25 protein-coding genes and 1 riboswitch are annotated in these 21,996 nt (G+C 47.6%); of the genes, 11 read left to right on the top strand and 14 right to left on the bottom strand.

Features of this window, described 5'->3' with window-relative positions:
* Positions 1–22 precede the first annotated feature (22 nt).
* Together L1278_RS05240 and gpmI are read right to left on the bottom strand one after the other, a co-directional pair.
* On the bottom strand, positions 23–598 hold the full coding sequence (locus tag L1278_RS05240) for a hypothetical protein (protein ID WP_253401605.1): 576 nt from the start codon (positions 596–598) through the stop codon (positions 23–25).
* 1 nt (position 599) lies between these two features.
* Positions 600–2,132, bottom strand: coding sequence for a 2,3-bisphosphoglycerate-independent phosphoglycerate mutase (gene gpmI / locus L1278_RS05245; RefSeq protein WP_253401607.1), 1,533 nt, complete (start codon positions 2,130–2,132; stop codon positions 600–602).
* 317 nt (positions 2,133–2,449) lie between these two features.
* Here gpmI and L1278_RS05250 point away from each other — a divergent pair, with 317 nt between their 5' ends.
* The 6 genes from L1278_RS05250 to L1278_RS05275 all read left to right on the top strand — a co-directional run bounded on the left by L1278_RS05250 (position 2,450) and on the right by L1278_RS05275 (position 6,487).
* The gene (locus L1278_RS05250; protein ID WP_188500842.1) at positions 2,450–2,872 is read left to right on the top strand and encodes a DUF4783 domain-containing protein; all 423 of its coding nucleotides are present in this window, start codon (positions 2,450–2,452) and stop codon (positions 2,870–2,872) included.
* Positions 2,873–2,939: 67 nt separating this feature from the next.
* Positions 2,940–3,797, top strand: coding sequence for a carboxylating nicotinate-nucleotide diphosphorylase (gene nadC, locus L1278_RS05255; RefSeq protein WP_253401609.1), 858 nt, complete (start codon positions 2,940–2,942; stop codon positions 3,795–3,797).
* A gap of 50 nt (positions 3,798–3,847) precedes the next feature.
* Positions 3,848–4,429, top strand: a complete 582-nt coding sequence (locus L1278_RS05260) for a hypothetical protein (protein WP_253401611.1) — start codon at positions 3,848–3,850, stop codon at positions 4,427–4,429.
* Between the two features lie 100 nt (positions 4,430–4,529).
* The gene (locus L1278_RS05265) at positions 4,530–4,829 is read left to right on the top strand and encodes a hypothetical protein (protein ID WP_253401613.1); all 300 of its coding nucleotides are present in this window, start codon (positions 4,530–4,532) and stop codon (positions 4,827–4,829) included.
* A gap of 161 nt (positions 4,830–4,990) precedes the next feature.
* Positions 4,991–5,725: a bifunctional 2-polyprenyl-6-hydroxyphenol methylase/3-demethylubiquinol 3-O-methyltransferase UbiG gene (locus L1278_RS05270; RefSeq protein ID WP_253401615.1), complete on the top strand. Its 735-nt coding sequence runs from the start codon at positions 4,991–4,993 to the stop codon at positions 5,723–5,725.
* 6 nt (positions 5,726–5,731) lie between these two features.
* The gene (locus tag L1278_RS05275; protein ID WP_253401616.1) at positions 5,732–6,487 is read left to right on the top strand and encodes a ZIP family metal transporter; all 756 of its coding nucleotides are present in this window, start codon (positions 5,732–5,734) and stop codon (positions 6,485–6,487) included.
* A 90-nt stretch (positions 6,488–6,577) separates the two neighbouring features.
* Here L1278_RS05275 and L1278_RS05280 read toward each other — a convergent pair whose 3' ends face one another.
* The 5 genes from L1278_RS05280 to L1278_RS05300 form a co-directional block, all read right to left on the bottom strand.
* Positions 6,578–6,943, bottom strand: a complete 366-nt coding sequence (locus tag L1278_RS05280; protein ID WP_253401618.1) for a hypothetical protein — start codon at positions 6,941–6,943, stop codon at positions 6,578–6,580.
* A gap of 117 nt (positions 6,944–7,060) precedes the next feature.
* Positions 7,061–7,465, bottom strand: coding sequence for a septal ring lytic transglycosylase RlpA family protein (locus tag L1278_RS05285; protein WP_253401620.1), 405 nt, complete (start codon positions 7,463–7,465; stop codon positions 7,061–7,063).
* Positions 7,466–7,502: 37 nt separating this feature from the next.
* Positions 7,503–8,201, bottom strand: a complete 699-nt coding sequence (locus tag L1278_RS05290) for an alpha/beta fold hydrolase (RefSeq protein ID WP_253401622.1) — start codon at positions 8,199–8,201, stop codon at positions 7,503–7,505.
* Between the two features lie 8 nt (positions 8,202–8,209).
* Positions 8,210–8,959 (bottom strand): hypothetical protein, encoded by a 750-nt coding sequence (locus L1278_RS05295; protein ID WP_253401624.1) that lies wholly within the window; start codon positions 8,957–8,959, stop codon positions 8,210–8,212.
* Between the two features lie 41 nt (positions 8,960–9,000).
* Positions 9,001–9,306: a hypothetical protein gene (locus L1278_RS05300; protein ID WP_253401626.1), complete on the bottom strand. Its 306-nt coding sequence runs from the start codon at positions 9,304–9,306 to the stop codon at positions 9,001–9,003.
* Positions 9,307–9,954: 648 nt separating this feature from the next.
* Between L1278_RS05300 and L1278_RS05305 the strand changes: the two genes are divergently transcribed.
* Positions 9,955–10,134, top strand: a complete 180-nt coding sequence (locus L1278_RS05305) for a hypothetical protein (RefSeq protein ID WP_253401627.1) — start codon at positions 9,955–9,957, stop codon at positions 10,132–10,134.
* A gap of 5 nt (positions 10,135–10,139) precedes the next feature.
* Here the strand turns inward: L1278_RS05305 and L1278_RS05310 are convergent, their stop codons facing one another.
* Positions 10,140–10,661, bottom strand: a complete 522-nt coding sequence (locus tag L1278_RS05310; protein WP_253401629.1) for an Hsp20/alpha crystallin family protein — start codon at positions 10,659–10,661, stop codon at positions 10,140–10,142.
* 337 nt (positions 10,662–10,998) lie between these two features.
* Here L1278_RS05310 and L1278_RS05315 point away from each other — a divergent pair, with 337 nt between their 5' ends.
* A complete protein-coding gene (locus L1278_RS05315; RefSeq protein ID WP_253401631.1) occupies positions 10,999–12,651 on the top strand; it encodes a T9SS type A sorting domain-containing protein in 1,653 nt (550 codons plus the stop codon).
* Between the two features lie 720 nt (positions 12,652–13,371).
* The gene (locus L1278_RS05320; protein ID WP_253401634.1) at positions 13,372–13,755 is read left to right on the top strand and encodes a hypothetical protein; all 384 of its coding nucleotides are present in this window, start codon (positions 13,372–13,374) and stop codon (positions 13,753–13,755) included.
* Between the two features lie 347 nt (positions 13,756–14,102).
* On the opposite strand, the gene L1278_RS05325 is transcribed toward L1278_RS05320, so the two are convergent.
* The 5 genes from L1278_RS05325 to L1278_RS05345 form a co-directional block, all read right to left on the bottom strand.
* Positions 14,103–14,762 (bottom strand): hypothetical protein, encoded by a 660-nt coding sequence (locus L1278_RS05325; protein WP_253401636.1) that lies wholly within the window; start codon positions 14,760–14,762, stop codon positions 14,103–14,105.
* 392 nt (positions 14,763–15,154) lie between these two features.
* Positions 15,155–17,533 carry a ribonucleoside-diphosphate reductase subunit alpha gene (locus tag L1278_RS05330; RefSeq protein WP_253401638.1) on the bottom strand — a complete coding sequence of 793 codons (2,379 nt, stop codon included), beginning with the start codon at positions 17,531–17,533 and terminating at the stop codon, positions 15,155–15,157.
* 225 nt (positions 17,534–17,758) lie between these two features.
* Positions 17,759–18,175, bottom strand: coding sequence for a hypothetical protein (locus L1278_RS05335; protein WP_253401640.1), 417 nt, complete (start codon positions 18,173–18,175; stop codon positions 17,759–17,761).
* Positions 18,176–18,182: 7 nt separating this feature from the next.
* A complete protein-coding gene (locus L1278_RS05340) occupies positions 18,183–18,425 on the bottom strand; it encodes a hypothetical protein (RefSeq protein WP_253401642.1) in 243 nt (80 codons plus the stop codon).
* A gap of 46 nt (positions 18,426–18,471) precedes the next feature.
* Positions 18,472–19,431, bottom strand: a complete 960-nt coding sequence (locus L1278_RS05345; RefSeq protein ID WP_253401644.1) for a ribonucleoside-diphosphate reductase small subunit — start codon at positions 19,429–19,431, stop codon at positions 18,472–18,474.
* A 648-nt stretch (positions 19,432–20,079) separates the two neighbouring features.
* On the opposite strand from L1278_RS05345, the gene rplU reads away from it, so the two are divergent.
* Together rplU and rpmA are read left to right on the top strand one after the other, a co-directional pair.
* Positions 20,080–20,388: a 50S ribosomal protein L21 gene (gene rplU / locus L1278_RS05350; protein WP_116543707.1), complete on the top strand. Its 309-nt coding sequence runs from the start codon at positions 20,080–20,082 to the stop codon at positions 20,386–20,388.
* Between the two features lie 71 nt (positions 20,389–20,459).
* Positions 20,460–20,729, top strand: a complete 270-nt coding sequence (gene rpmA, locus L1278_RS05355) for a 50S ribosomal protein L27 (protein ID WP_220626820.1) — start codon at positions 20,460–20,462, stop codon at positions 20,727–20,729.
* Between the two features lie 73 nt (positions 20,730–20,802).
* On the opposite strand, the gene L1278_RS05360 is transcribed toward rpmA, so the two are convergent.
* Positions 20,803–21,435, bottom strand: a complete 633-nt coding sequence (locus tag L1278_RS05360) for a hypothetical protein (protein WP_253401646.1) — start codon at positions 21,433–21,435, stop codon at positions 20,803–20,805.
* Between the two features lie 388 nt (positions 21,436–21,823).
* Positions 21,824–21,933, top strand: a riboswitch (SAM riboswitch).
* Positions 21,934–21,996: the final 63 nt, after the last annotated feature.

The raw sequence follows: 21,996 nt of genomic DNA on the forward strand, positions 1-21,996 counted from the left end.
AAGATTGCTTGCCTGGGCCTGGTTAAAGATTAGCATCAACGCGATACCGCAGGGAGTCCCCAAAAATAAGCTTTTGCACGCCCTCCACGCGGTAGCCGGATAGATTGCCAGAACCCGGATCTGCAGTAAGGCTGATGTTTCTTTTTGAGTAGAACAGCAGGTTCTCTTCCAGAACCACCGCTTCAAGGCGCTCCAGCTTTTGAGCAGGCGAAACCGTAAGCTGCAGCCGGTCTACAGGGGCAGCCGCTTCGGCGTCTTTCGTAAAAATGCTCACTGTGCTGCCATTGGGCAAGGTATGGCGCTCCTCTCTGTAAAAGTCGCGCAAGGCAGGGCGGCTCAGATCCACCTCTTGAAAAATGGCCAACTCTTTTTCCCAATCCAGCTCCTCCAGCTGCAGGGTCTCGGTCAGCTGCCCTTTGGTGATCACCGATTTCAGCACCGGCGGCTGTTCTTGCTGCAGGCGGGCCGTTTGCTCCTGCAGGTAGCCGGTCAGGTCATAGGCAGGTTCCTGCCCCGCGGCAAGCGGCGGAGTAGGGCGCTCGCAAGCCATGAGGCCTCCCAGCAGAGCAAAAAGTCCGATGATGCGGTGGCTGCTCAAATTAAAGTGCTTTTTCAAGAAGTGATTCGCCTGTCATCTCCAACGGCTGTGCTATACCCATCAGCTCCAGTATCGTAGGGGCGATGTCGCCCAGCTTTCCTGGTCGAAGAGTGCCTCTGTAGTCGTTGCTTACCAGTACGCAAGGCACCAGGTTAGTGGTGTGGGCTGTGTTGGGTGTGCCGTCCGGGTTGATCATGTAATCCGCGTTGCCATGGTCGGCTATCACAATTACGTCATAGTTGCTTTCCAGGGCAGCATTCACCACCGCTTCAGCGCAGCGGTCTACCACCTCACAGGCTTTCACTGCGGCCTCAAATACGCCGGTATGGCCCACCATGTCGGGGTTGGCAAAGTTCAGGCAGATAAATTCGGCGGTTTGCTGCTGGAGCTCCGGCACAATGGCGTCACGGATGTCGTAAGCGCTCATCTCCGGCTGCAGGTCGTAAGTAGCTACCTTCGGTGATGGGCAAAGCAGACGCTTCTCGCCGTCGAACGGCACTTCGCGGCCACCGGAAAAGAAGAAAGTCACGTGTGGATATTTCTCTGTTTCGGCGATGCGAATCTGCTTGCGGCCCGCCTTGGCCACCACTTCGCCGAGCGTGTTATTCAGGTTATCTTTATCAAAAATGGCCTCAACACCCACGAAAGTGTCGTCGTAGTTGGTCAGGGTGGTGTATCGCAGGTTGAGCTTGTGCATGTTTTGCTCCGGGAAGTCCTGCTGCGTAAGCGCCTGCGTGATCTCGCGGCCACGGTCGGTGCGGAAGTTGAAGCAGATCACCACATCGCCTTCCTTGATCGTCGCGATAGGTTGCTGCTCGTTGTTTACTTTTACAATCGGCTGGATGAACTCGTCGGTGACACCGGCATTATAAGAGTCCAGCACCGATTTGATAAGGTTCTGCGATGGCGTACCCTGGCCGTGCACCAGCAGGTCGTAAGCCAGTTTCACGCGCTCCCAACGGTTGTCGCGGTCCATGGCGTAGTAGCGGCCGATGACTGAGGCGATGGTGCCCGTCGTGTTTTCGAGGTGCTGCTCCAGGTCGTTGATGTACTTCACGCCACCTTTAGGGTCTGTGTCGCGGCCATCCATAAAAGCATGAATGTATACTTTGTCCAGACCATAGTCGAAGGCGGTGGTGCAGAGCGCCTTGAGGTGCTCAATATGGGAGTGAACGCCGCCGTCTGACAGGAGTCCGATCAGGTGCACGTCCTTTTTGTTTTCTTTAGCGAAGGTATAGGCGCCCGCCAACGCCGGCATAGAGGCCAGCTTGTGCTCTGCAATAGACTTGTTGATACGCACCAGGTCCTGGTACACCACGCGTCCGGCGCCCAGGTTCATGTGGCCAACTTCGGAGTTGCCCATCTGTCCCTCCGGGAGCCCTACCGCCTCACCGGAAGCCTGCAGCGTGGTGTGCTGGTACGTTTGAATAATGTGATCGTAGAAGGGCGTGTGCGCCTTATGAATAGCCGAAACCTCCGGGTTGGTAGCGATTCCCCAACCATCCAGAATCATGAGCATTACCTTTTTATCCATGGTGCAAATATAAGACAATCTGTGGTGCCTTATCAGCCTAAATAGCTGATTTGTGCTTTGATAGTGGGAAGCCTGCCCGGAAATGCTTAAATTGTAGCATACGCCAGAGAGGATGCCTCACTTCAACTGGCAAAGGCCGATTTGTTGTTCCGAATTTGGTGAGCGCACGTTGCCTAGACCAGACCTCTGTAACGTCAGGTATAATTATACCGTTACATCGGAATATATTGATTATTCCTGTTATATTTAGGTACTTGCTGACGACTTTTGTTGGCATAGTTTTGGCAGATAGAGAGGCGAGATTACTTATACACCTTATGAAAAACTTTAAAAACATTGCTGTAGTACTTTTCCTGGCCTTTGTCACGACCTTATTCGCTTCCGGACAGGCTGTGGCCCAGAAAGATGTGTTCAACGGAGTGGAGGCGGCGCTAAAAGCGGGCTCTGCCAAGGACTTGGCCCGGCACTTCGACAGCAAAGTAAGTCTGTCGTTCGCCGATGAGAAGGCCACGGATTACAGCAAGACCCAGGCAGAGTTTGTGATGAAGAACTTTTTCAGCAAAAACCCGCCAACCGGCTTTGCTTACAACTTCCCGACGCCGAGTGAATCCGTTAGAAAAGACAAGCGCTATGTGATCGGAACCTATACCCATCGCAACGGTTCTTACACCACTTTGATCCGTGTGAAGGAAGCAGGAGGCAAATTCCTGATACATTCTATCGATTTCATTAAAGATTAAGAAGATAATAGTTATATTTTTAGCAAGGCTCGGGGTATATACCGGGCCTTTTTTTTATTTTTGCACCGTGAAAGCATCATACCTGACAGAAAAAAGCATAGCCGAGTTTATATCCCGTGCCCTGGCCGAGGATATAGGTGATGGCGACCACTCGTCGCTGGCTTCTATTCCGAACGATGCCCAGAACCAGGCAAGACTGCTGGTGAAGGGTGACGGCATACTGGCTGGCGTGGAGCTGGCTGGTTATATCTTCAACCAAGTAGACCCAGACCTGCAAGTGGAAGTAGTGCTGCAGGACGGAGCCGCAGTAAAGTTTGGCGATGTGGCCCTGACCGTGAAAGGCAAGGCGCAGTCCATCCTCACGGCCGAGCGACTGGTGCTCAACTGCATGCAGCGCATGAGCGGTATTGCCACCTATACCCATTACCTGAACTCGCTGATTACTGGTACGAAGGCCAGACTGCTCGACACGCGCAAGACCACACCGAATTTCCGCATCATGGAGAAGTGGGCCGTGCTGATCGGCGGCGGGGTGAACCATCGTTTTGGTTTGTTCGACATGATCATCCTGAAAGACAACCACGTGGATTATGCCGGAGGTATACGCGAAGCCATAGAAGCCACGCAGCGCTACCTCAAAGAGAAAGGCAAAGACCTGCGCATTGAGGTAGAGACCCGCAACCTGGACGAAGTGAAGCAAGTCCTCGAAACCGGCGGCATCCACCGCATCATGCTCGACAACATGACGCCGGAGATGATGCGCGAAGCAGTAGCCCTGATCGGTGGCCGCTTTGAAACCGAGGCATCCGGCGGCATCACCGAGGCAACGATAGCGGAAGTGGCCAGGTGTGGAGTTGACTTTATTTCAGTGGGTGCGCTTACACACTCCATCAAGAGCATGGACCTGAGCCTGAAGGCTTATTAATTGAACTTATACCTGTCCGATAAAGGGCAGAAGCTTATTTTTTTATTTTTATGCAACAGAATCAACGTTACCGGATGCAGTCAAGTGCTGCTCCGAATGCCATTCGTACCAAAAAGTACCAACTGGAGAAAAACACTTTTACAGGTATAGCTCTGGCCAAGGTATGGCGCAAAGACTGGTGGATGGCCCTTATTCCGCTGGTGCTGTTTCTGCTGCCGGCTGTGTTTAGCTTTTCCTGGTGGTGGGTAGCAGGTGCTATCCTGGTTACGCTTATCTTTGTGCTGCTCCGTTCGGCCCAGGTGATGGGTGTGACGCAGATGGAGCAGGGCAATCCGCTGTTCGAGAAACTCAGTTACGAGATCGACTCCCGCCAGATCCTGCTGAAGCGCAACGAGCGCGAAGGCATGGCCCTGACCTGGGACATGATCGAATCGGTGGAGCGCAAGGGGCAAGCCTACCTGCTGTGGCTGAAGCCTCCTACGGATGCGCAGCTGCCTGGCGGCTGGAGAGGCTGGCTGGCCAAAAATTTCCAGGCACCGGTGTTTGTGATGCTGCCATTCCGTATCTTCAACAACCCGAACGACATCAAGCTGCTGGAGTCGATGCTGCGCCGCAAGGAGCTCATCGCCTAATGGTTTATAACCAAAGTCAGTATACCTGTCGTACTAAGAGATTTGCTATTACGCTGTGCAATAGTGTTTTAAAATAAGGACCTATAACCTATAAATAGAGATGAATAAGAACGTACTTGCAGTATTCGCCGCAGTTTGTGGTTTGTTTATGATTTCGTGCGATACGCCAAAAGACCTGCGCCCTGAGGTAAAGGTGTCTAATGATACAGTTCCTCCGGGGACGCGTGGCACTTACAATGTATCCGATGCCGGTGGTGAGGCTGCCGCACATGGTGCAGAGGGCCATGGCGCACAGGAAGTTATGCCTAACCATGACCAGGGAGCTAAAACAATACAGCCAGGTGACAGCGTTCGCCAAGGTGCTGTAACGAATTCAGCAGCCGGCGCCGATAAGCAATAATCGTCCGCCTAAGCTAATAATAAAAAGTCTGCCGTTACTGTGTGCTACAGTGGCGGCAGACTTTTTTATGAGTTGCTATACCTGTGCGCGCTGGCTGCGTATACCCATGTTCCGAAAATAAAAGAGTATATTTGCATCCTTATTGCTATTGCGCAGCTCCTATGGCCCAACAGGAAGAATGGTTCAGCACCTGGTTTGACTCCCCTTACTATCATATTCTTTACAGTAACCGCGACGATCACGATGCCCGGCTGTTCATGGACAACCTGCTGGCTTACCTGCACCCCAAACCCCAACACAAAATTCTGGACCTTGCCTGCGGCAAAGGCCGCCACTCCCTTTATCTGAACGAGCTAGGCTACGATGTGACAGGTATAGACCTGTCGGAGAAAAGCATTGATTATGCCCGGCAGTACGAAAATGAGCGCCTGCACTTTGATGTGCACGACATGCGGGAGGTATACAAGCCGGAGTCATTCGATTTTGTGCTGAACCTGTTCACGAGCTTTGGCTACTTCGAGAGCGAGACCGAAAATGTGGTGTCCCTGAAAGCCGCCGCTACCAATCTGAAGCACGGCGGCAAACTGGTCATCGACTTTATGAACACCGACCGTACCGTTGAGCGCCTGGTATCGCATGAGCAGAAAGAGGTGCAGGGCATTCTCTTTGACATCAGCCGAAAAGTGGAACACGATTTCATTGTAAAAACCATTCATTTTGAGGACAAGGGCCGGGAATACTGCTTTGAGGAGCGTGTGCGGGCCTTGCGTCAGGAAAACTTCATGGAGTACTTCCGTATTGCGCAGCTGCGACTGGCAGAAGTGTTTGGTGACTACAAGCTGCAGCCTTTTGACCCGGAAAAGAGTGAGCGAATCATTTTCGTGCTAAAAAAATAACGCGGTATGATCATAGCTATACTTGTGCTCTTCTTTACGGTGGTGTTATCCAGCTTCCTCGTCAAGGTATTTCCGCCAGACAACAGCCGCTGGCTCAAAATGGCGCTGGCTTTCAGTGGGGCATACCTGTTCACCATCACAATCGTACATCTGCTCCCTGACGTGCTCATCGGCAACCCAAGCCCGCATCGTGTGGGTTACTGGGTGCTTGCCGGCTTCTTTTTGCAGCTGGTACTGGAGCTTTTTTCGCATGGCGTCGAACACGGGCACATGCACACCAGCCACCACGGCCATGCGCATGCAGGTACCATGCCCTTTCTGCTGCTGGGCTCGCTGTTTATCCATTCGTTTCTGGAGGGTAGCATACTCGTAGAGGGCGGCGAGCGACATGCGGGACACCATCATGCGGGTGAGAACTTTTATGCGGTGCTGCTAGGTATAGCCATTCACCACATACCGGCTGCATTCGCATTAATGTCTGTGCTGATGTCGCGCATTGGCTCTTTCCGAAAGGCCTTTTTGTGGCTCCTCATATTTGCCATTGGAGCACCGCTGGGTATACTGGTGAGCAACTACATCATAAAAGATAATATTGGAGGTGACTTGGTCTTTACTGCACTTACGGGCCTGGTAGCCGGTAACTTCCTGCACATTTCTACCACTATTCTTTTCGAAACAAGCCCCGACCACCGCTTCAACCGCAACAAACTGCTGGCAACTCTCTTTGGACTGGGCCTGGCCCTACTCACGGACCTGATGTAGGTATAGACGCGCCCGTTCAGGTATAGCGCTGACCAAAAACAAAAAAGGCCGATCTGGATCGGCCTGCATAGAGTAAAGTAAAAGGAGAAATTACATGATGGTGGAAAGCAGTGTAGCGGCGAGTGCTTTCAGGGCCAGCACGATCGTGCTCGACCTCACTGTCAGGTCAGACGACTCTTCCTCTTCCTCTGATCCGGAAGAAAGGTCTTTGAAGAAAGAAAGCGGGCTCTCCAGCATATCAGCATCCAAAACTGACTTTTGCTTTTTGGGGGTCTCAGGCTTAGCTTCGTCTGTAGAAACGGTAACGTTGGTGTCAGGGGCTACGGCAGCAGTTGCTTCAATAGTAGTTGCTTCTCCATTGTTCAGATCGGCCGCATTAGGCGTAGTAGTTACGCCCAGCAACAAAATTGTTGCAAGACCAGCTGTGACCGAAAGAGATTTCCACTTTTTAAGCATGCCCAAAATTATGATTTAAGGTACAGTATTCCAAATGATTAATAGGAATATTTGTAGACTTTTTTAAAATTAAAGTAAAGGCTATCCCAAGGGTGGTCAGTGTATAAACATTGTGTGCTAACGCACAGGGGCTGGTTTCACTACTTTTATCTCCACCGGGACTATACCTGCGCTGATGTAGTCCAGCCGCCTGGCAGCGGCCTCGCTCAAGTCTATCACGCGCCCCTTTACAAAGGGGCCTCTGTCTGTAATACTCACCTTAACCGATTTCTTCGTCTGCAGATTCGTGACTTTCACTTTAGTGCCAAAAGGAAGCGTGCGGTGGGCTGCTGTAAGCTTCTTGCGATTATAGGCTTCCCCGTTGGCCATCTTACGGCCATGCAGCTTGTTGCTGTAGTAAGATGCCTTGCCTGCTTCAGTATAACCACGCTGCCCCACGGAGGGTTTTGTACTTGTGCAGGCACCTGCAGTAAGTAAGGTAGAGGCAATTAGCAAAGTGCCGCAGAAGTGTTGTAATCGCATAAGTATTCGCAATAGATATAATCAGCTTAATTTAAACCTAAACGGCATCTTTCCCAAAGAATTGCCCCAACTCGTGCAGCAGCTGGCTAAGGTTGACCTTTTCCAGAGGATGATGTGTGTTGGGGAAAACCTGCAGGCTGGCATTAGGCAAATGCTGGTAGGCCCAGGCAGTTTCCTGTAGACTGACCATGTTGTCGCGGTCGCCCACACTTATGCGGACGGGCACAGATATGCGCGAAAGCGTTTCTTCAGTGAGCAAGGGGCTGTTGCCCAGGTGTTGCATCATGTCGGCTGTGCGGCGCATCACCTCCTGCCAATCGTTAGGGCGGTGACGCCCGTTGAGAACAGCAGCAAAAGTGGGTACTTTCTCCTGTACTTTCTCCGGCTGCAGCATTTTGACTTCCTTTGCCGCTGTTTCAGGGTTCCAGGCAAATTTAGTAGCCAGCGTGAAGATGCGGCCTACTCTATCCGGGTGCTGAAGCGCCAGGTATAGCGCTACGTAGCCGCCCATGCTATACCCGAATATGTCGACCTGCTGCAGTTGGTGCTGGTCCAGATAGCGCAGAACATCCTCTGCAAAAAGCTCAATACGGAAAGGATCCTGAGACAATGTGCTACCACCATGCCCTTGAAAATTAAGGACATGCACGTTGAAGTCTGCCTCAAGCAACTGCTGAAGTGGCTGCAGGGTGCTGGCAGCGCCCAGGGCGCCGTGGAGTAAGAGCAGATCAGGCATAAGCTGTGTTACTGCTTCACCTGGTAGTTGTAGACATCAACTGCCTGTGTCAGCTTGTCTTTTCGGAAAAGCTGAATAACCAGCGGCACCACTATAAGCCCGGCTCCCGCATACACTGCAGGCGACACATTAACAGAATTCGGGTTAGTGGAGCTCTGGGAAGACGAAAGCAGACCATACGTAAGCAGCCCTGCGCCGGCTATACCTACCACTGTCGAGATGGTCTTTTCGCGCTTATGACGTTGGATCAGCACCATGCTGGAGGCGTTGTCAGCCAATGCCTGCTCCAGGTTTTGCTGGTTGAACGTCATCAGCGGGCCGTTGTCTTTCGAGAAGAAGTAAATGCGGCGCCGGCTGGAGCGCGGCATACCGTACCCGTATGGGTGGTATCCCATGGCGGCATAATCGATCGTGGTGGTGTAGAACTTAGAAACGCGTGGCCCCTCCATGATCCGTTTGGCAAAAGAGTCGAAGCGGTTACCGGCGGCCACTCGGGCAAAATAGCCATCGCTGTTCTGATACACATCTACCAGTTCGGGAGAGTACTTGAGCGTATCGTCCACCAGGAAGAAATCCTGCTTGAAAAGAGGCGATTTGTACTGTACCCTGTTGCCGTACACCACCTGGCCGTTGCGCAGTTGCAGAAAATGCCGGCCCTTCTGGCGTTGCGGTTGGTAGTTTTCCTGGGAGTATTCCTGCGCTTGCAGGCCGAAGCTTAACAACAAGCAGGCGAAAAGTGCAAAGATTGTCTTGTTCATGAATAGGGTGATTTCAGCTATAATACAAAATAGGCTTAAGTTCAGAAAATAACCACGAGCATCACGAGCATTCCGGCCAGTGCCAGGTATACCCAACTCATCAGTTGGCCCCTATGCTTGCTGGGCACAATATTGCTCACCAATACAACGGCTATCAATACGCATAATATATACAATAGTATAAAAGTAACGGCTTTTACCCAATTCGGCACTATAGTGTTTTCTGCCTGATACTGGTCATCCATGCCCATACCCGACACCAGGTAGCGCAGCAGAAAAAACACCACTACTTCGAACACTATAAAGAAAAACAGACCGTAAAGCTTGTCGCTTTTCTGCTCAGACATGTTGCCGGGTTTAGGGATACAAAAGATAGCTTTCAGAGGCATGGAATCTATGTAATTGATGTTTTGCCTAAGTGAAACCCTTCTTCACTTAAATATAATAAAGGAAAGCTGATATGTTGCCACGCGTGCTGTTTTTTAGAACGCTCGTATACTCTGACTACTAAGTTAAGCAAACTTAATCCATATTGTTAATGCTCTATATGTGAGTTATGGCATACTGTTTGTTCTTCATTAACAGGCACATATATAGATATGGTTGCGAAGCGAATTCTGAATACGTGTCTGATTAGTGCAATTTATGGTAAGATAGGAAGAATATACTTGCACATCTTTTATAATGTGAAACAATTTCAGGGGGAAAACCCGTTAAAATACCAGATGAATGTAGGGATATGAGGTTATTAAGGAATATTAAATTAGACAATCACTATTTTAACTACGGTGACAAGACGAGGAAGATCTTTAGCATAGGTTATGAGGATCTTACGACGCTCATTTATTACCAGGATAACAACAACAACTACACGTTAGTAATATCGAAAGAAGACGATCCACCGCTTATAGTCGAAAAAAAGATATCGCGCGCGGAAGCGTTCAGATTAATGAATACCCGGCCCTGAAGCCGGGTATTTTCATTTACAGCCAACTATGAATAAATGGAATAAGTACTACAGGATTGCTTTCTGGGGAGTTGTGCTAACCTTTGTGATCCAGTTAATAGTCTCATTGGCAGTAGACCCTTATTTGGCGTCAGCCCTTACCCCCTTCTATACAGTGTGGGGCATTGTAGCTGTAGTAGGCTGGCGGCACGAACATCCGCGCCGCTAACTAGTTTAAAGCTGCTGGATATCAATCTGACGCGGATGGAGCGCAGCATTATGGTATGGCAGCTTAACCCGCAACTCACCGTCCTTGTAGAAGGCCTCGATACGACCTAAGTCGATCTGAGGAGGCAACATAAATACACGGTTAAACATCGGTACCGCTATTTCAGGATTTTCCTCGCTCTGCAATACAGAGAATATGGTAAGTTGATTCTGGTGCAGCACCACTTTGAACGACTCCGGATTTACACCGGCCGCCCAAACGTTGATGACAGCACTTTTCTTTTTCTTTTTAATATCAATATAGGTCTCGCTCACACCGCCGCCCACTGTGTTAAGTAGGTCAATGTGATGCGCGATGTTTCGTAAAAACTCTTTATCCTTTATAATTTTCATCTCTTTCTCCTCTAAGTTTTCATTAATAATGATGCAAATGAGGTGCCAATAGCCTATAACGCCAAATTGACCGATAAATATTTTCAGAGACGCCCTCAGCATGCCAAAATGGCCTTTATGATTGATTTGTTTCAATTCTTCTTTATAGTTGGGTTAGGTATAGCTCACCTCGAATAACCAGAAATTCTATACAATTTATACGGGGGCAAATAAGGTGCTTTATGTCCCATATCGGTGCAATGTTTCCCATATATGGAAAATTTCCGTTTTATATGTGACATTCAATGAAGCTTATTGCTATATATGATCTAAATCACTTTTTTGATAGTTTACAATAATTTCCTGATATATAGGTTCTTACAATTTGAGCTAATAAGCCGGTTTCCTGATTTATTGGATTTTGCTGGAAATAAATAGATTTATAAAATGGTGGCATATTTCTTTCATATATAGAGGTATAAGATCGAAAGCCATGAAACACATTTACACATTATTGATTGCCCTTTTCATCATTAATTTATCTACCAATGCACAGGTTTCAATCTATAAAAATGATTTTACCAATGGCGCTGCTGATGTAAGTAGACTAACGTTCACCTTCACCAAAGCTTTTAAGCCGGAGATGCCGGGTGAGCTAAGCGGCAGTACTTTAATTATCAGAGGAAATAATGGTAGCCGCGAGACAAGAGGCTATACAGGTCACATAACAACGGAGGCTCTCAAGTTCAACCCTGGTTCAGTGTACACGATCACTTTTAGGGTAAGAGCAGAAGCACAAAATGCGCAGCTGTTATTCCAACGGGGTACTACAGCAGCTATTGCTGCCAGTGCTAGCGGAACTAAGGTTACTGGTATTTCGCCAAGCAGCATAGTAAATGCTACTAACGCTAACTACACTAATTTTACTGCGAATTTTACTGTTAATAGTGTGACAACTGAACACCTGGCCTTTTACGTTAGCAGCACACTCGACGCAAATAACAATAACAACGAGTACCTCTACATAGATGAAATATCTGTAACTAGAACATGTGGTATTATTACCCAACCCACTGCTTCTTCGATTAGTCGTTGCGGGGCTGGTTCCATTTCTATGTCCGCGACGGGAGCACCTGTAGGAGGCAGTTACAAATGGTATAGTGCGCCAACCGGGGGAAGCTTGCTGTCATCTACTGCAACTTATACTAATCCTAACTTAACTGCTACCACTACCTATTATGTAAGCGCTGTAAATGCGGATGGCTGTGAGAGTGAACGTACACCAGTATCAGCAACTATAGTTCCTAAATATACGGGATTAACTGAGTTTGCTCAGCAAGAGCTTACTGTTGGCAAACCTGCAATTATTCAACTTAACTCAGTGGTCTTTCAAAACAGTCATGGAGTTACTGTTCGTTGGGAAGCCTACGACTATGTTACTAGAGTAAGGAAAGATCTTGGTACTACAGTAGCGCCTAAGGGTTCGGCAGCACTTTTCTCAATTGCTTCTGTTGAAAGCAATACATATTATGAGGCCTTTATTGAGATAGTAGGTGGAGTTTGCTACGATGACTATTTGCTCACAGCAAGTACGCAGGGCATCATATCTCTCCCCGTAGAACTGGTTTCTTTCAAGGCACAAGCTGCTAAAGATGGCGTGCAGCTTAGCTGGAAGACGGCTTCTGAGAGGGATAACAAAGGCTTTGAAGTAGAGGTATCTGCTGATGGCAAGAACTTCAGAAAGGTAGCTTTTGTGGAAAGCAAGGTAGGCACTACTTCACTCACGCAGACCTACAGCTTCCTTGATACGAGAGCAGCTGCCGGCACAAACTACTACCGTCTAAAGCAAGTTGACTTTGACGGGGCATTTGAGTATTCTAAAATCGTAGCTGTGAACATGACGCAGGCGTCTTCCTCAGCTGTGTATCCTACTCTGGCTACAAGTGATATTACCGTGAGCCTGACTTCTTCTCACGAACAGGTGACAATTGCGGTGGCGGATATGGCAGGAAAGCAGTTGTTGACAGTTCAGAATCCGACAGAGCGCCAAGTAATATTGCCCGTGCAGCAGCTGCAGCAAGGTGTTTACTTTGTCACGGTGATCTCCGGCACACAAAAAGAAGTATTCCGCTTTGTAAAGCGCTAATCAAAAATCTATTGCAAGATAAGGAAGAGGCTAGTCCGTAAGGCTAGCCTTTTTTATGCCCCATGCTGTTATGGGCAACATTTTTTTGAAGTAGTTGAGGTATTGAGTGGGCGCTAAACAATCTATGTGTGGTGTTAAATTAAGCGCGAGATCACGTGATAAGTTGAAAAATATATAGGTATAGTTCTATAGCGCTTTTACTAGGAATTAGTCCCGTGTAAGAGCCCAGTATCTTTACACAAACGAATTCTTTCGCGGGGAGCCTGTTTTTGTGGGAGTGAGCCATCTTTAAGTGTCATGCAAAAGCATGTTTTATCGACTTACTGAGTTAATAGCGCCAGTGATTGTATAGGTATGAGGGTTCATCCTAAAGCTAAAGTGCAATTTCAGGTATTGCTTCTATTTAGGAACTAAGTATATTTGCAACACAGATGCAGTTGGAGGGACGGCTTAATGATGACCACCCAGTTTCAGAACAGCTTAGTAATCCTTGTAAACAGGATGCTGAGAGATTAGGATCGTACTGGAGTTGCCATTGCTTTGCTGTAAGACATGCCGCCTCTGCTAAGGCAAGCTTAGTTTTGGCAAAGCTCCCTCTGCTATTATCTATAACACCAGCCGCTCTAAGCCTTATCTACAACACTAACAACCTCAGAGGGAATTCTTTTGATGCAACTTTACTTTCAAAACAGCTTTGTTAAGCTTTCCTATGACAAACTCTTGAGACTCGGTAAGGCCGAGTGGTGCGGCCGACTGCATGGTGCCGAGCTCAGAGAAGCGTACCTGCTTTGCCACGAAATGATTAACCGTTTTTCGCTAATAAGTTGGCTGGCGGATGACCGCTTGATGGGCTCCATCTCGCCTGCAGACCTAAAATGGAGTCTGGAAGTGCATGTCCCAAACATGGCAAAAAGCTCTTTAAAGCGATTTGCCCGTCTACCTTCGAAGTTCGAAAAGAATCGGGAAGCTGTCGGGGTTATGATTAACAAAGGATACACGCTTAATTTATCCTTAGAACTCCGGGATTTCGAAGACGAAAAAGAAGCGATGAAGTGGTTGCTGGAGACTTCTCAGGTGTCAGCTGCTGCTGCCAGTTCTCACTAATCCTATAAGCTCTCAATGCATCATGAAGCCGCTGATCTTTGTCAGGGGCTTTTTGTTTGCTAATGTTGAGTTATATGGCATGCTATCAAACTGTAGAACTGCAGAGGTAGCATGTGATTGGCGATAGGGTCTGATTGTGGATACAAGATAACTACTAAGCTTTGATTAAAAGGTATAGCTTTATAAGTCAGTAGAAAAGTTAACCCAAAAAGACCTCGCGGTGTCCGGAGGTCCCGCGAGCGTCTGGTGGAAAGGTAGTTGATTCTTAGAGCGGGATCAGGAGGCGTAAGACGCTCGCAGGTTGTAAAGACTCCACGAACGTGTAGGTTTAAAATAACAATAAATGATTAAGTTGTCATAGAACCATAAAGTTCTTTAATGATCCCTAAAATAGGTGTTATACCCATAATTATTGCTTGCTTTGACGGGAAAAAGCTAGAGTAAAAAGGGTATAAGGTAGCTATCATACTCAGTATAGAATAAGTTGGGTGCTCCATAACCAGCCGTACAAAGCCCGAAAAGTTATTACCATAAACGTGATAAAAACGTGCAGCAACCTTTAAGTTATCACGGGCCGCTTCTTGTAAAATGAATGCTAAGCCTTCAACTTTCTTCTGAGTAGAGTGATGTAGCAACTGATATTCCTTTCTATTAAATGCTTCAGCCTCCTGACTTCCTGTAAGCGCTCTCACTGGTTTAAAACCATTCCTTTTAGCAAGTGCTAATAACTTTCCTATATCACCGTTATTTTCATAATTGTTTGAATAAACCTGCTTAAGAATTTCTGAAAGATCATACTTGCATTCATGTTGAATTCTCGCGGGTTTTCCTTTCATGGATTTAAATCTTAATTCTAAGACTTGAAACCCATAGGTTAGGTCTTTCATTTTCCAATGCACCCACTTACAAGATTTGTTGGCTCTTACGTATTTATAGAATTTACTAAGTAAGTCTTTTTCTGCTATGTCTAACTCATGTTCATTCAGATTCTGATCTATAAAACCCATCTCTTGTGCAGAAAGGTGTATTGAAAATGATTCAACCTATTTTGTCTCAAAATCATAAATTGATATCGAAGTAATTCTCGGTGCCCTATTAAAGGGGTTTATGAAAGATTCACAAGCGTAGTGTATTATGCGGACCTTAGTGCGCTAATGTAGCAAGTATGATAGTGTGTTCCGTCCTTGCTTTCTTTCTGCAAGTCGAGGAGAATTAAGGGTCATTTTCCTTTTTCTATTAATTTATTAGAGTGTCTGCTATTGTAAGAAAGACATGGTAAGCAGACTGACTGTTCAGACAACAATATTCCACCCACTGACGGGGAGTCATTGGTAACACAGGGTGTACTTGCTTGGGGTAAAAAAGAAGGAGGACACAAAACCCTCCTTCTTCAGTTATGTTACGATCCGCAAGCTTCGCAAGAGTCCGGGTCATCCAAGCTGCAGGCCATGTCGCTGCGATTCTGGTCCTGGTTGTAAACTGGCTCCAGCGTCTCGGCGGCTTGTTTTTCCACTGTGAACTTGATAGCGTCTACAGCGGCTTTGGTGCGCAGGTAGTACATACCTGTCTTCAGGCCTCTCTTCCAGGCATGGAAGTGCATCGAGGTCAGCTTGCCGAAGTTCACGTTCATCACGTGTAGGTTCAGCGACTGGCTCTGACAAATGTAAGCACCGCGGTCAGCACTCATGTCGATCACTGTTCGCTGGCTGATCTCCCATACCGTCTTATACAGGTCTTTGATGTTCTGAGGGATGTTCGGGATGTCCTGCACCGAGCCGTTGGCTGCGATGATGGCGTTCTTCATCTTGTCATTCCACAGGCCCAGGCCGATCAGGTCTTTGAGCAGGTGCTTGTTCACGACCATAAACTCGCCTGAAAGCACGCGACGCACGTAGATGTTAGAAGTATAAGGCTCAAACGACTCGTTGTTGCCCAGAATCTGCGCAGTAGAGGCAGTCGGCATTGGAGCCAATAGCAGAGAGTTACGCACGCCGTGCTTCACTACTTCCTGACGCAGTTCTTCCCAATCCCAGCGACCGCTGTCTGGTGTTACGCCCCACATATCAAACTGGAATTTACCCTCTGAAAGTGGAGAACCTTTGAACGTTTCGTAAGCACCGTTCTTCTTCGCCAGATCTTTAGAAGCTGTCATAGCCGCAAAGTAGATCGTCTCGAAGATGTCTCTGTTCAGGCCTTTGGCCTCGTCACTTTCAAATGGCATACGCAGCGCGATGAAGGTATCGGCAAGTCCCTGCACACCCAGACCGATCGGACGGTGGCGCATGTTGGAATTGCGGGCTTCAGGTACCGGGTAATAGTTGATATCGATTACCTTGTTCAGGTTCAGCGTCACGTGGTACGTCACGTCAAACAGCTTCTGGTGGTCGAACACCTTGTGGCCATTCTCTTCCTTCACGTAGCGGGGCAGTGCAAGCGAAGCCAGGTTACATACTGCCACTTCATCCTGACTGGTATACTCCATAATCTCGGTACAGAGGTTAGAGCTCTTGATTGTACCCAGGTTCTGTTGGTTACTCTTGCTGTTGGCAGCATCCTTATAAAGCATGTACGGCGTACCTGTCTCTATCTGAGACTCCAGTACGGCAAACCAAAGGTCCTGTGCTTTTACCGTCTTGCGGGCACGGCCTTCGCGCTCGTACTTCTCGTACAGGCGTTCAAAGTCCTGTCCCCAGGTGTCGCCCAGGCCAGGTGCTTCGTTCGGACAGAACAGACTCCAGTCGCCGTTCTGCTCTACGCGCTTCATGAACAAGTCTGGCGTCCACAGAGCATAGAACAGGTCGCGGGCGCGGTTTTCTTCCTTACCGTGGTTCTTCTTCAGGTCCAGGAACTCGAAGATGTCGGCATGCCATGGCTCCAAGTATATGGCGAAAGCGCCTTTGCGCTTGCCACCACCCTGATCCACGTAGCGGGCTGTGTCGTTAAACACCTTCAGCATCGGAATGATGCCGTTGCTCGTGCCGTTGGTGCCCTTGATGTAAGAGCCCGTTGCACGCACGTTGTGGATGCTCAGACCGATACCACCGGCGCTCTGCGAGATTTGCGCGCATTGCTTCAGGGTGTCGTAGATGCCTGGTATGCTGTCGTCCTGCATGGTGAGCAGGAAGCACGAGGACAGCTGCGGCTTTGGCGTGCCTGCATTGAATAATGTTGGTGTGGCGTGCGTAAACCACTTCTCAGACATGAGATTATAAGTCTCGATGGCAGATTCGATGTCCTCCTTGTGGATACCCACGGCCACACGCATCAACATATGCTGCGGGCGCTCCACAATCTTGCCATCAAGGCGAAGCAGGTATGAGCGCTCCAGCGTTTTGTATCCAAAATAGTCGTAGTTGTAGTCCCGGTCGTAGATGATGGTCGAGTCCAGCGTAGCGGCGTGCTTGCGGATGATCTCGTACACATCTTTGGCCAGCAGGGAAGCGTTCTCACCCGTTTTCGGGTCCTCATAGGTATAGAGGCGCTTCATGGTGTTGGAGAACGACTTGCTCGTCACCTTGTGCAGGCTCGAGATGGCCACACGGGCAGCCAGCACTGCATAGTCGGGGTGTTTGGTCGTCAGCGACGCAGCCGTTTCTGCCGCCAGGTTGTCCAGCTCTATCGTGCTCACGCCGTCGTAAATGCCGTCGATCACTTTCTTGGCCACCTCTATCGGCGACACATAGTCCATGTTCAGACCATAGCACAGCTTCTCGATGCGTGCGGTAATCTTGTCGAATTTGACGGATTCGCGTCGGCCGTCTCGTTTAACTACTAACATAGCGTATACATTTAGCGGGTGTTAAAAGCCCGGGTTATTTATAAGGTGTAGGTATAAGAGATCCGCTACCGATGCAGCGGATTGAAACATGCTAATATTTTCATAGGGAAATACGTGTATATATACGCAATCCGTTGAAATACTATAGTTTAAAAGCTAAAGCCAATTGCTTTCACAAGTCTGGAGATCTTAAACTGTGCTAACCGCTTAAGATTTTAGTTAATGTTAATTTAAGTTTTTTGAAATGTTGTATACACACCTAATTTCTCCTTCCTGTATGTAGATCTCATTAACATCAGATAATGTTTTTCCTACTAAAGCAAATATACATTTCTGACCTTTATCATTTACACTTTCCAAGGTAGTGACTTTATTATCATTAGAGCTCTGGGTTATCTTTGGAGTTCTAATGATATCATAGGAGACCTCTCCATGGGGATTGTAAATTATGATTTTTTTATTTTCTTGGTCGATGACTATTAATGCATCTGATACTAAGTATGGGCTCCAGTCTTTCCAATTGTTTGTACCTTCTACTTTACTTGTAATGGCAACACGGTCAGACCTATACTTATTAATTTGACCTAATGACGGATAAATAAGTACAGTGCAGAGCAGAGAAATCAGTAAAAGAGGCTTCATTAGATAATTAGTCAACGGGATGCCAGAAATTCTCCTCATTTGCATTCCTTAAGACATAAAAATGTTTTAAAGGAATTTTTATGTCTAAACACTTTTGGAGCAATGCAGGACTAACATCATTATAACAATCATATGTACCTATAGGGTAAGGAAGGATTTGAATCTTTTGAACCTTCATACCGTTTATTTTTTGTCCTATTTTCTTTTCAAGAATTGACGTCACCTCTAAAATGCTCCTTAAAGTGTTCATAGGCAATTGATTTTAATAGGAGTTTGATGATTGTAAAATGGTTGTCTTAAAAGTCTTCGTCGAGCGAAAAAACGTTTTTGTCTTTGTCGCCCATCACGCCGGCTTTCTGGTACTCGCCCACGCGCTTCTCGAAGAAGTTGGTCTTGCCCTGCAGCGAGATCATTTCCATGAAGTCGAACGGGTTGGTAGCGTTGTAGATCTTGTTGCAACCCAGCGACACGAGCAGGCGGTCGGCCACAAACTCAATGTACTGGCTCATCAGCTTAGCGTTCATCCCGATCAGGTCAACCGGTAGTGCGTCCGTCACAAACTCCTTCTCAAATTCCACGGCATCGCGGATGATCTCGTGCACACGGCTCTCAGGCAGCTTTTCGTTCAGCATAGAATAGAGCAGGCAGGCGAAGTCGCAATGCAGGCCCTCGTCGCGGGAGATCAATTCGTTTGAGAAGGTAAGACCCGGCATCAGGCCACGCTTCTTAAGCCAGAAGATAGAGCAGAAAGAACCGGAGAAGAAAATACCTTCCACAGCCGCAAAAGCAATCAGGCGCTCCGTGAAATTCTCGCTGTTGATCCACTTCAGGGCCCACTCACCTTTTTTCTTTACGCATGGCACCGTCTCCAATGCATTGAACAAGTAATCCTTCTCGGACTGCTTCTTTATATAGGTGTCAATCAGCAGGGAGTAGGTTTCCGCGTGGATGTTCTCCATCATGATCTGGAAACCATAGAAGCAGCGGGCCTCCGGCAACTGCACTTCCTGCATGAAGTTAATAGCCAGGTTTTCGTTTACGATGCCGTCGGAGGCGGCGAAGAATGCCAGTACGTGGCTGATGAAATGGCGCTCGCCGTCGTTCAGGTTCTCCCAGTCCTTCTGGTCCTGCGACAGGTCGATCTCCTCGGCAGTCCAGAAGCTGGCTTCTGCCTTTTTATACATCTGCCACACCTCGTCGTGCTGTATCGGGAATAAAACAAAGCGATTTGGGTTTTCTTGTAGTATTGGCTCCATGCTCGTAAACTTTAATGTTTTTTAAACTAACAGCAACACTTCGTTGCTGCTTTATCAAATGTCAAACTCAACAGACGGTACACCATGTGGTGCATGCACTTGAGATAACAGGATTTCAAATATAGGGATAAGAACTTGAATTGGCGGGCTAAAGTTGTTCAATTTATTAACACTTTGTTAAGTGATTGATTGTCTGAAAATTGGGTCGAAATCAACAGTCTTGTTAACATGATATTGTTAACATATGTAATTGTTAAAATATAGTAAATAAAATATTAATTCATTGTTAAGTGAATAAAAGTACAACCTCATAGTGCTTGGTTAGGTGTAAAAGATGTTTTTGAAGGGATAAAATCCAAAAGACTGCCCTTTGGAGTGTTTCCCGGAATATGAATTCCTGTAGCATCTCTTCGGGCTCTGTGGAAAACACGATTTCCGAAGGAAGCTATCAAGGTGCTGCGGACTAGCGTGTTATGCTCGTTTTTGAGAGGTGCAAAATTATGAAACAGAGATTTCAACAGCGTTATCCACATAGTTGTGGAGAGGATCTGGAAAAACAGAAAGAATTAGAAAACAATGATTTGCATATTAACTTTAAGTCCGCTAATTTTGCAGACTTAAATTTTTTTAAATCATACATTGAAGCTGATGTACGCAATTGTAGAAATCGCAGGTCAACAGACCAAAGTAGAGAGCGGTAAGTTCATCTACGCTAACAAGCTTTCCGGCAATGATGGTGACGCCGTTGAGTTCGCCAATGTTCTTCTTACTGATGATAATGGCACTATTACTTTAGGTGCTCCTTTCGTTAGCGGTGTTAAAGTGGTTGGTAAAATCCTTGGCAACGTGAAAGGCGACAAAGTGATCGTTTTCAAAAAGAAGAGAAGAAAAGGCTATCGTAAGAAAAATGGTCACCGCCAACACTATACGAAAGTCCTGATCGAGAGCATTGGATAAGCAGTAAGAGGAAATTAATCGTAAAATCTTTCAGGCATGGTTCGTCCGCCTGAACTAAATAGTAAAAGAAAATGGCACACAAAAAAGGAGCTGGTAGTTCTAATAACGGCCGCGAGTCTCACTCAAAACGACTTGGTGTTAAGATTTACGGTGGTCAGGACATCATCGCTGGCAACATCATTGTAAGACAAAGAGGCACTGCACACCACCCAGGTAACAACGTGGGTATGGGCAAAGACCACACACTGTTCGCTATGACTGACGGTGTAGTTCAATTCAAAAAAGGCGTTAAGAACCGTTCATACGTTTCTGTAATTCCTAAGGTAGAAGCAGAAGCGTAAGCTTTACGGCCTATGCCGCCACTTTAGAGTGGCAAAACAAAAAAGGGATGCCATCGCATCCCTTTTTTGTTTTCTAGGCTTTTTGCTTCGGGGCAGGTATGGCTTCAGGTATAGCCGGGGAGACTTTCTCCTCCTTTCCTGCCCGGCCACCCTTCCAGTAGGTATAGAGCCCGACCGCTATACCTGTCACGCAAAGTACATAAGCGGCGGTCAGGTTTTGGAAGGAAAGCGGGACGCTGCCCAGCACCAAACCAAGGCCGGCCAGCCAAAGCAATCCATAGCGCACGGGCGCGTGCCCGGACGGTGCGTAATTCGTCCGGAACCCGAGCAGGTGCAGGAGTTTGGGAGCCTCCGCTGCCAGCAGCACCAGGTTTAGCAGCAGGAAGAAGGCAAGCACATAGGGCGTGCCTTTCCAGTTCTGCGATACGGTAACCAGCAGGATGTTCAGCAGCATGGGAAGCAGGGCAATAGCCCCCAGCGTTCGGTAGCGGAGCGTCAGCAGCATAAATCCAACCACGATCTGGGAGTAGGCGATGAAGCGGGCGAAGAGCCCCAGGCCGAACTCCGCCAGTTTCTCCTCCAGCCAGACCGGCCCGATCAGGCCCGGGAACCGGTGCTCGTAGAAGACCTTCGCCATACCTGCCGTGAAGAAGATAAGCCCCAGGAAAATGCTGATGCCGTTGAGCGTGAATGTTCTGTAGTTCATGTTTATACCTGCCATGACGTTCTAAGCTATTAAGGTATAGCCTTTTATAAAATCATCACGAAGAATTATACCAACCGGATAATTATCTAGACGATCGCGCTATACCTAAATTAGAAGTAATGCGGCCTCCCGGAGCAAATCACTAAAGACCAAAGTTTTATTCAGAAAAGGGCAACATACCTAAACTACCTCCGTATACCTAAACAGAAAGAGTTATAGAGTGAAAACAATTAAACTCTTTTAGGAAAGGGATACTTATGGTATCCCTTTCTGTTTTTATACCTTTTTTCCGCACTCCTTCGCCCCGTTTACACACTCCTTCCCACTATCTTCCTATTCTTTGGCAACAAAAATTCGCCTTTTGCGGATAAGTATGTATCTTTACAGCTTCTTATCAAGAAAGACCGAGGGATAGGGCCCTATGACGTCTTAGCAACCTTGTACCAGCCTGGTGCTAATTCCCTTCTCAGCCATACCTTGGCTGGGAAAAGATAAGAGAGTATACCTGCCTTTGGGTGTCCTTCTTGATAAGCGCATTTGTAGACTTAACCAAGAGGGGGA

Origin of the sequence: Pontibacter sp. HSC-36F09 (genome assembly GCF_024171605.1) — a bacterium.
GTDB lineage: Bacteria > Bacteroidota > Bacteroidia > Cytophagales > Hymenobacteraceae > Pontibacter.

What these genes read in the sequence shown, in the direction of transcription:
- rpmA (WP_220626820.1), top strand. Translation starts at nt 20,460, where the DNA reads ATGGCACACAAAAAAGGAGCTGGTAGTTCTAATAACGGCCGCGAGTCT.
- L1278_RS05250 (WP_188500842.1), top strand. Translation starts at nt 2,450, where the DNA reads ATGAAAAACTTTAAAAACATTGCTGTAGTACTTTTCCTGGCCTTTGTC.
- L1278_RS05360 (WP_253401646.1), bottom strand. Translation starts at nt 21,435, where the DNA reads ATGAACTACAGAACATTCACGCTCAACGGCATCAGCATTTTCCTGGGG.
- L1278_RS05285 (WP_253401620.1), bottom strand. Translation starts at nt 7,465, where the DNA reads ATGCGATTACAACACTTCTGCGGCACTTTGCTAATTGCCTCTACCTTA.
- L1278_RS05305 (WP_253401627.1), top strand. Translation starts at nt 9,955, where the DNA reads ATGAATAAATGGAATAAGTACTACAGGATTGCTTTCTGGGGAGTTGTG.
- L1278_RS05275 (WP_253401616.1), top strand. Translation starts at nt 5,732, where the DNA reads ATGATCATAGCTATACTTGTGCTCTTCTTTACGGTGGTGTTATCCAGC.
- L1278_RS05280 (WP_253401618.1), bottom strand. Translation starts at nt 6,943, where the DNA reads ATGCTTAAAAAGTGGAAATCTCTTTCGGTCACAGCTGGTCTTGCAACA.
- L1278_RS05300 (WP_253401626.1), bottom strand. Translation starts at nt 9,306, where the DNA reads ATGTCTGAGCAGAAAAGCGACAAGCTTTACGGTCTGTTTTTCTTTATA.
- L1278_RS05330 (WP_253401638.1), bottom strand. Translation starts at nt 17,533, where the DNA reads ATGTTAGTAGTTAAACGAGACGGCCGACGCGAATCCGTCAAATTCGAC.
- L1278_RS05290 (WP_253401622.1), bottom strand. Translation starts at nt 8,201, where the DNA reads ATGCCTGATCTGCTCTTACTCCACGGCGCCCTGGGCGCTGCCAGCACC.
- L1278_RS05265 (WP_253401613.1), top strand. Translation starts at nt 4,530, where the DNA reads ATGAATAAGAACGTACTTGCAGTATTCGCCGCAGTTTGTGGTTTGTTT.
- L1278_RS05345 (WP_253401644.1), bottom strand. Translation starts at nt 19,431, where the DNA reads ATGGAGCCAATACTACAAGAAAACCCAAATCGCTTTGTTTTATTCCCG.
- gpmI (WP_253401607.1), bottom strand. Translation starts at nt 2,132, where the DNA reads ATGGATAAAAAGGTAATGCTCATGATTCTGGATGGTTGGGGAATCGCT.
- L1278_RS05295 (WP_253401624.1), bottom strand. Translation starts at nt 8,959, where the DNA reads ATGAACAAGACAATCTTTGCACTTTTCGCCTGCTTGTTGTTAAGCTTC.
- L1278_RS05260 (WP_253401611.1), top strand. Translation starts at nt 3,848, where the DNA reads ATGCAACAGAATCAACGTTACCGGATGCAGTCAAGTGCTGCTCCGAAT.
- L1278_RS05270 (WP_253401615.1), top strand. Translation starts at nt 4,991, where the DNA reads ATGGCCCAACAGGAAGAATGGTTCAGCACCTGGTTTGACTCCCCTTAC.
- L1278_RS05315 (WP_253401631.1), top strand. Translation starts at nt 10,999, where the DNA reads ATGAAACACATTTACACATTATTGATTGCCCTTTTCATCATTAATTTA.
- rplU (WP_116543707.1), top strand. Translation starts at nt 20,080, where the DNA reads ATGTACGCAATTGTAGAAATCGCAGGTCAACAGACCAAAGTAGAGAGC.
- L1278_RS05340 (WP_253401642.1), bottom strand. Translation starts at nt 18,425, where the DNA reads ATGAACACTTTAAGGAGCATTTTAGAGGTGACGTCAATTCTTGAAAAG.
- L1278_RS05325 (WP_253401636.1), bottom strand. Translation starts at nt 14,762, where the DNA reads ATGGGTTTTATAGATCAGAATCTGAATGAACATGAGTTAGACATAGCA.
- L1278_RS05335 (WP_253401640.1), bottom strand. Translation starts at nt 18,175, where the DNA reads ATGAAGCCTCTTTTACTGATTTCTCTGCTCTGCACTGTACTTATTTAT.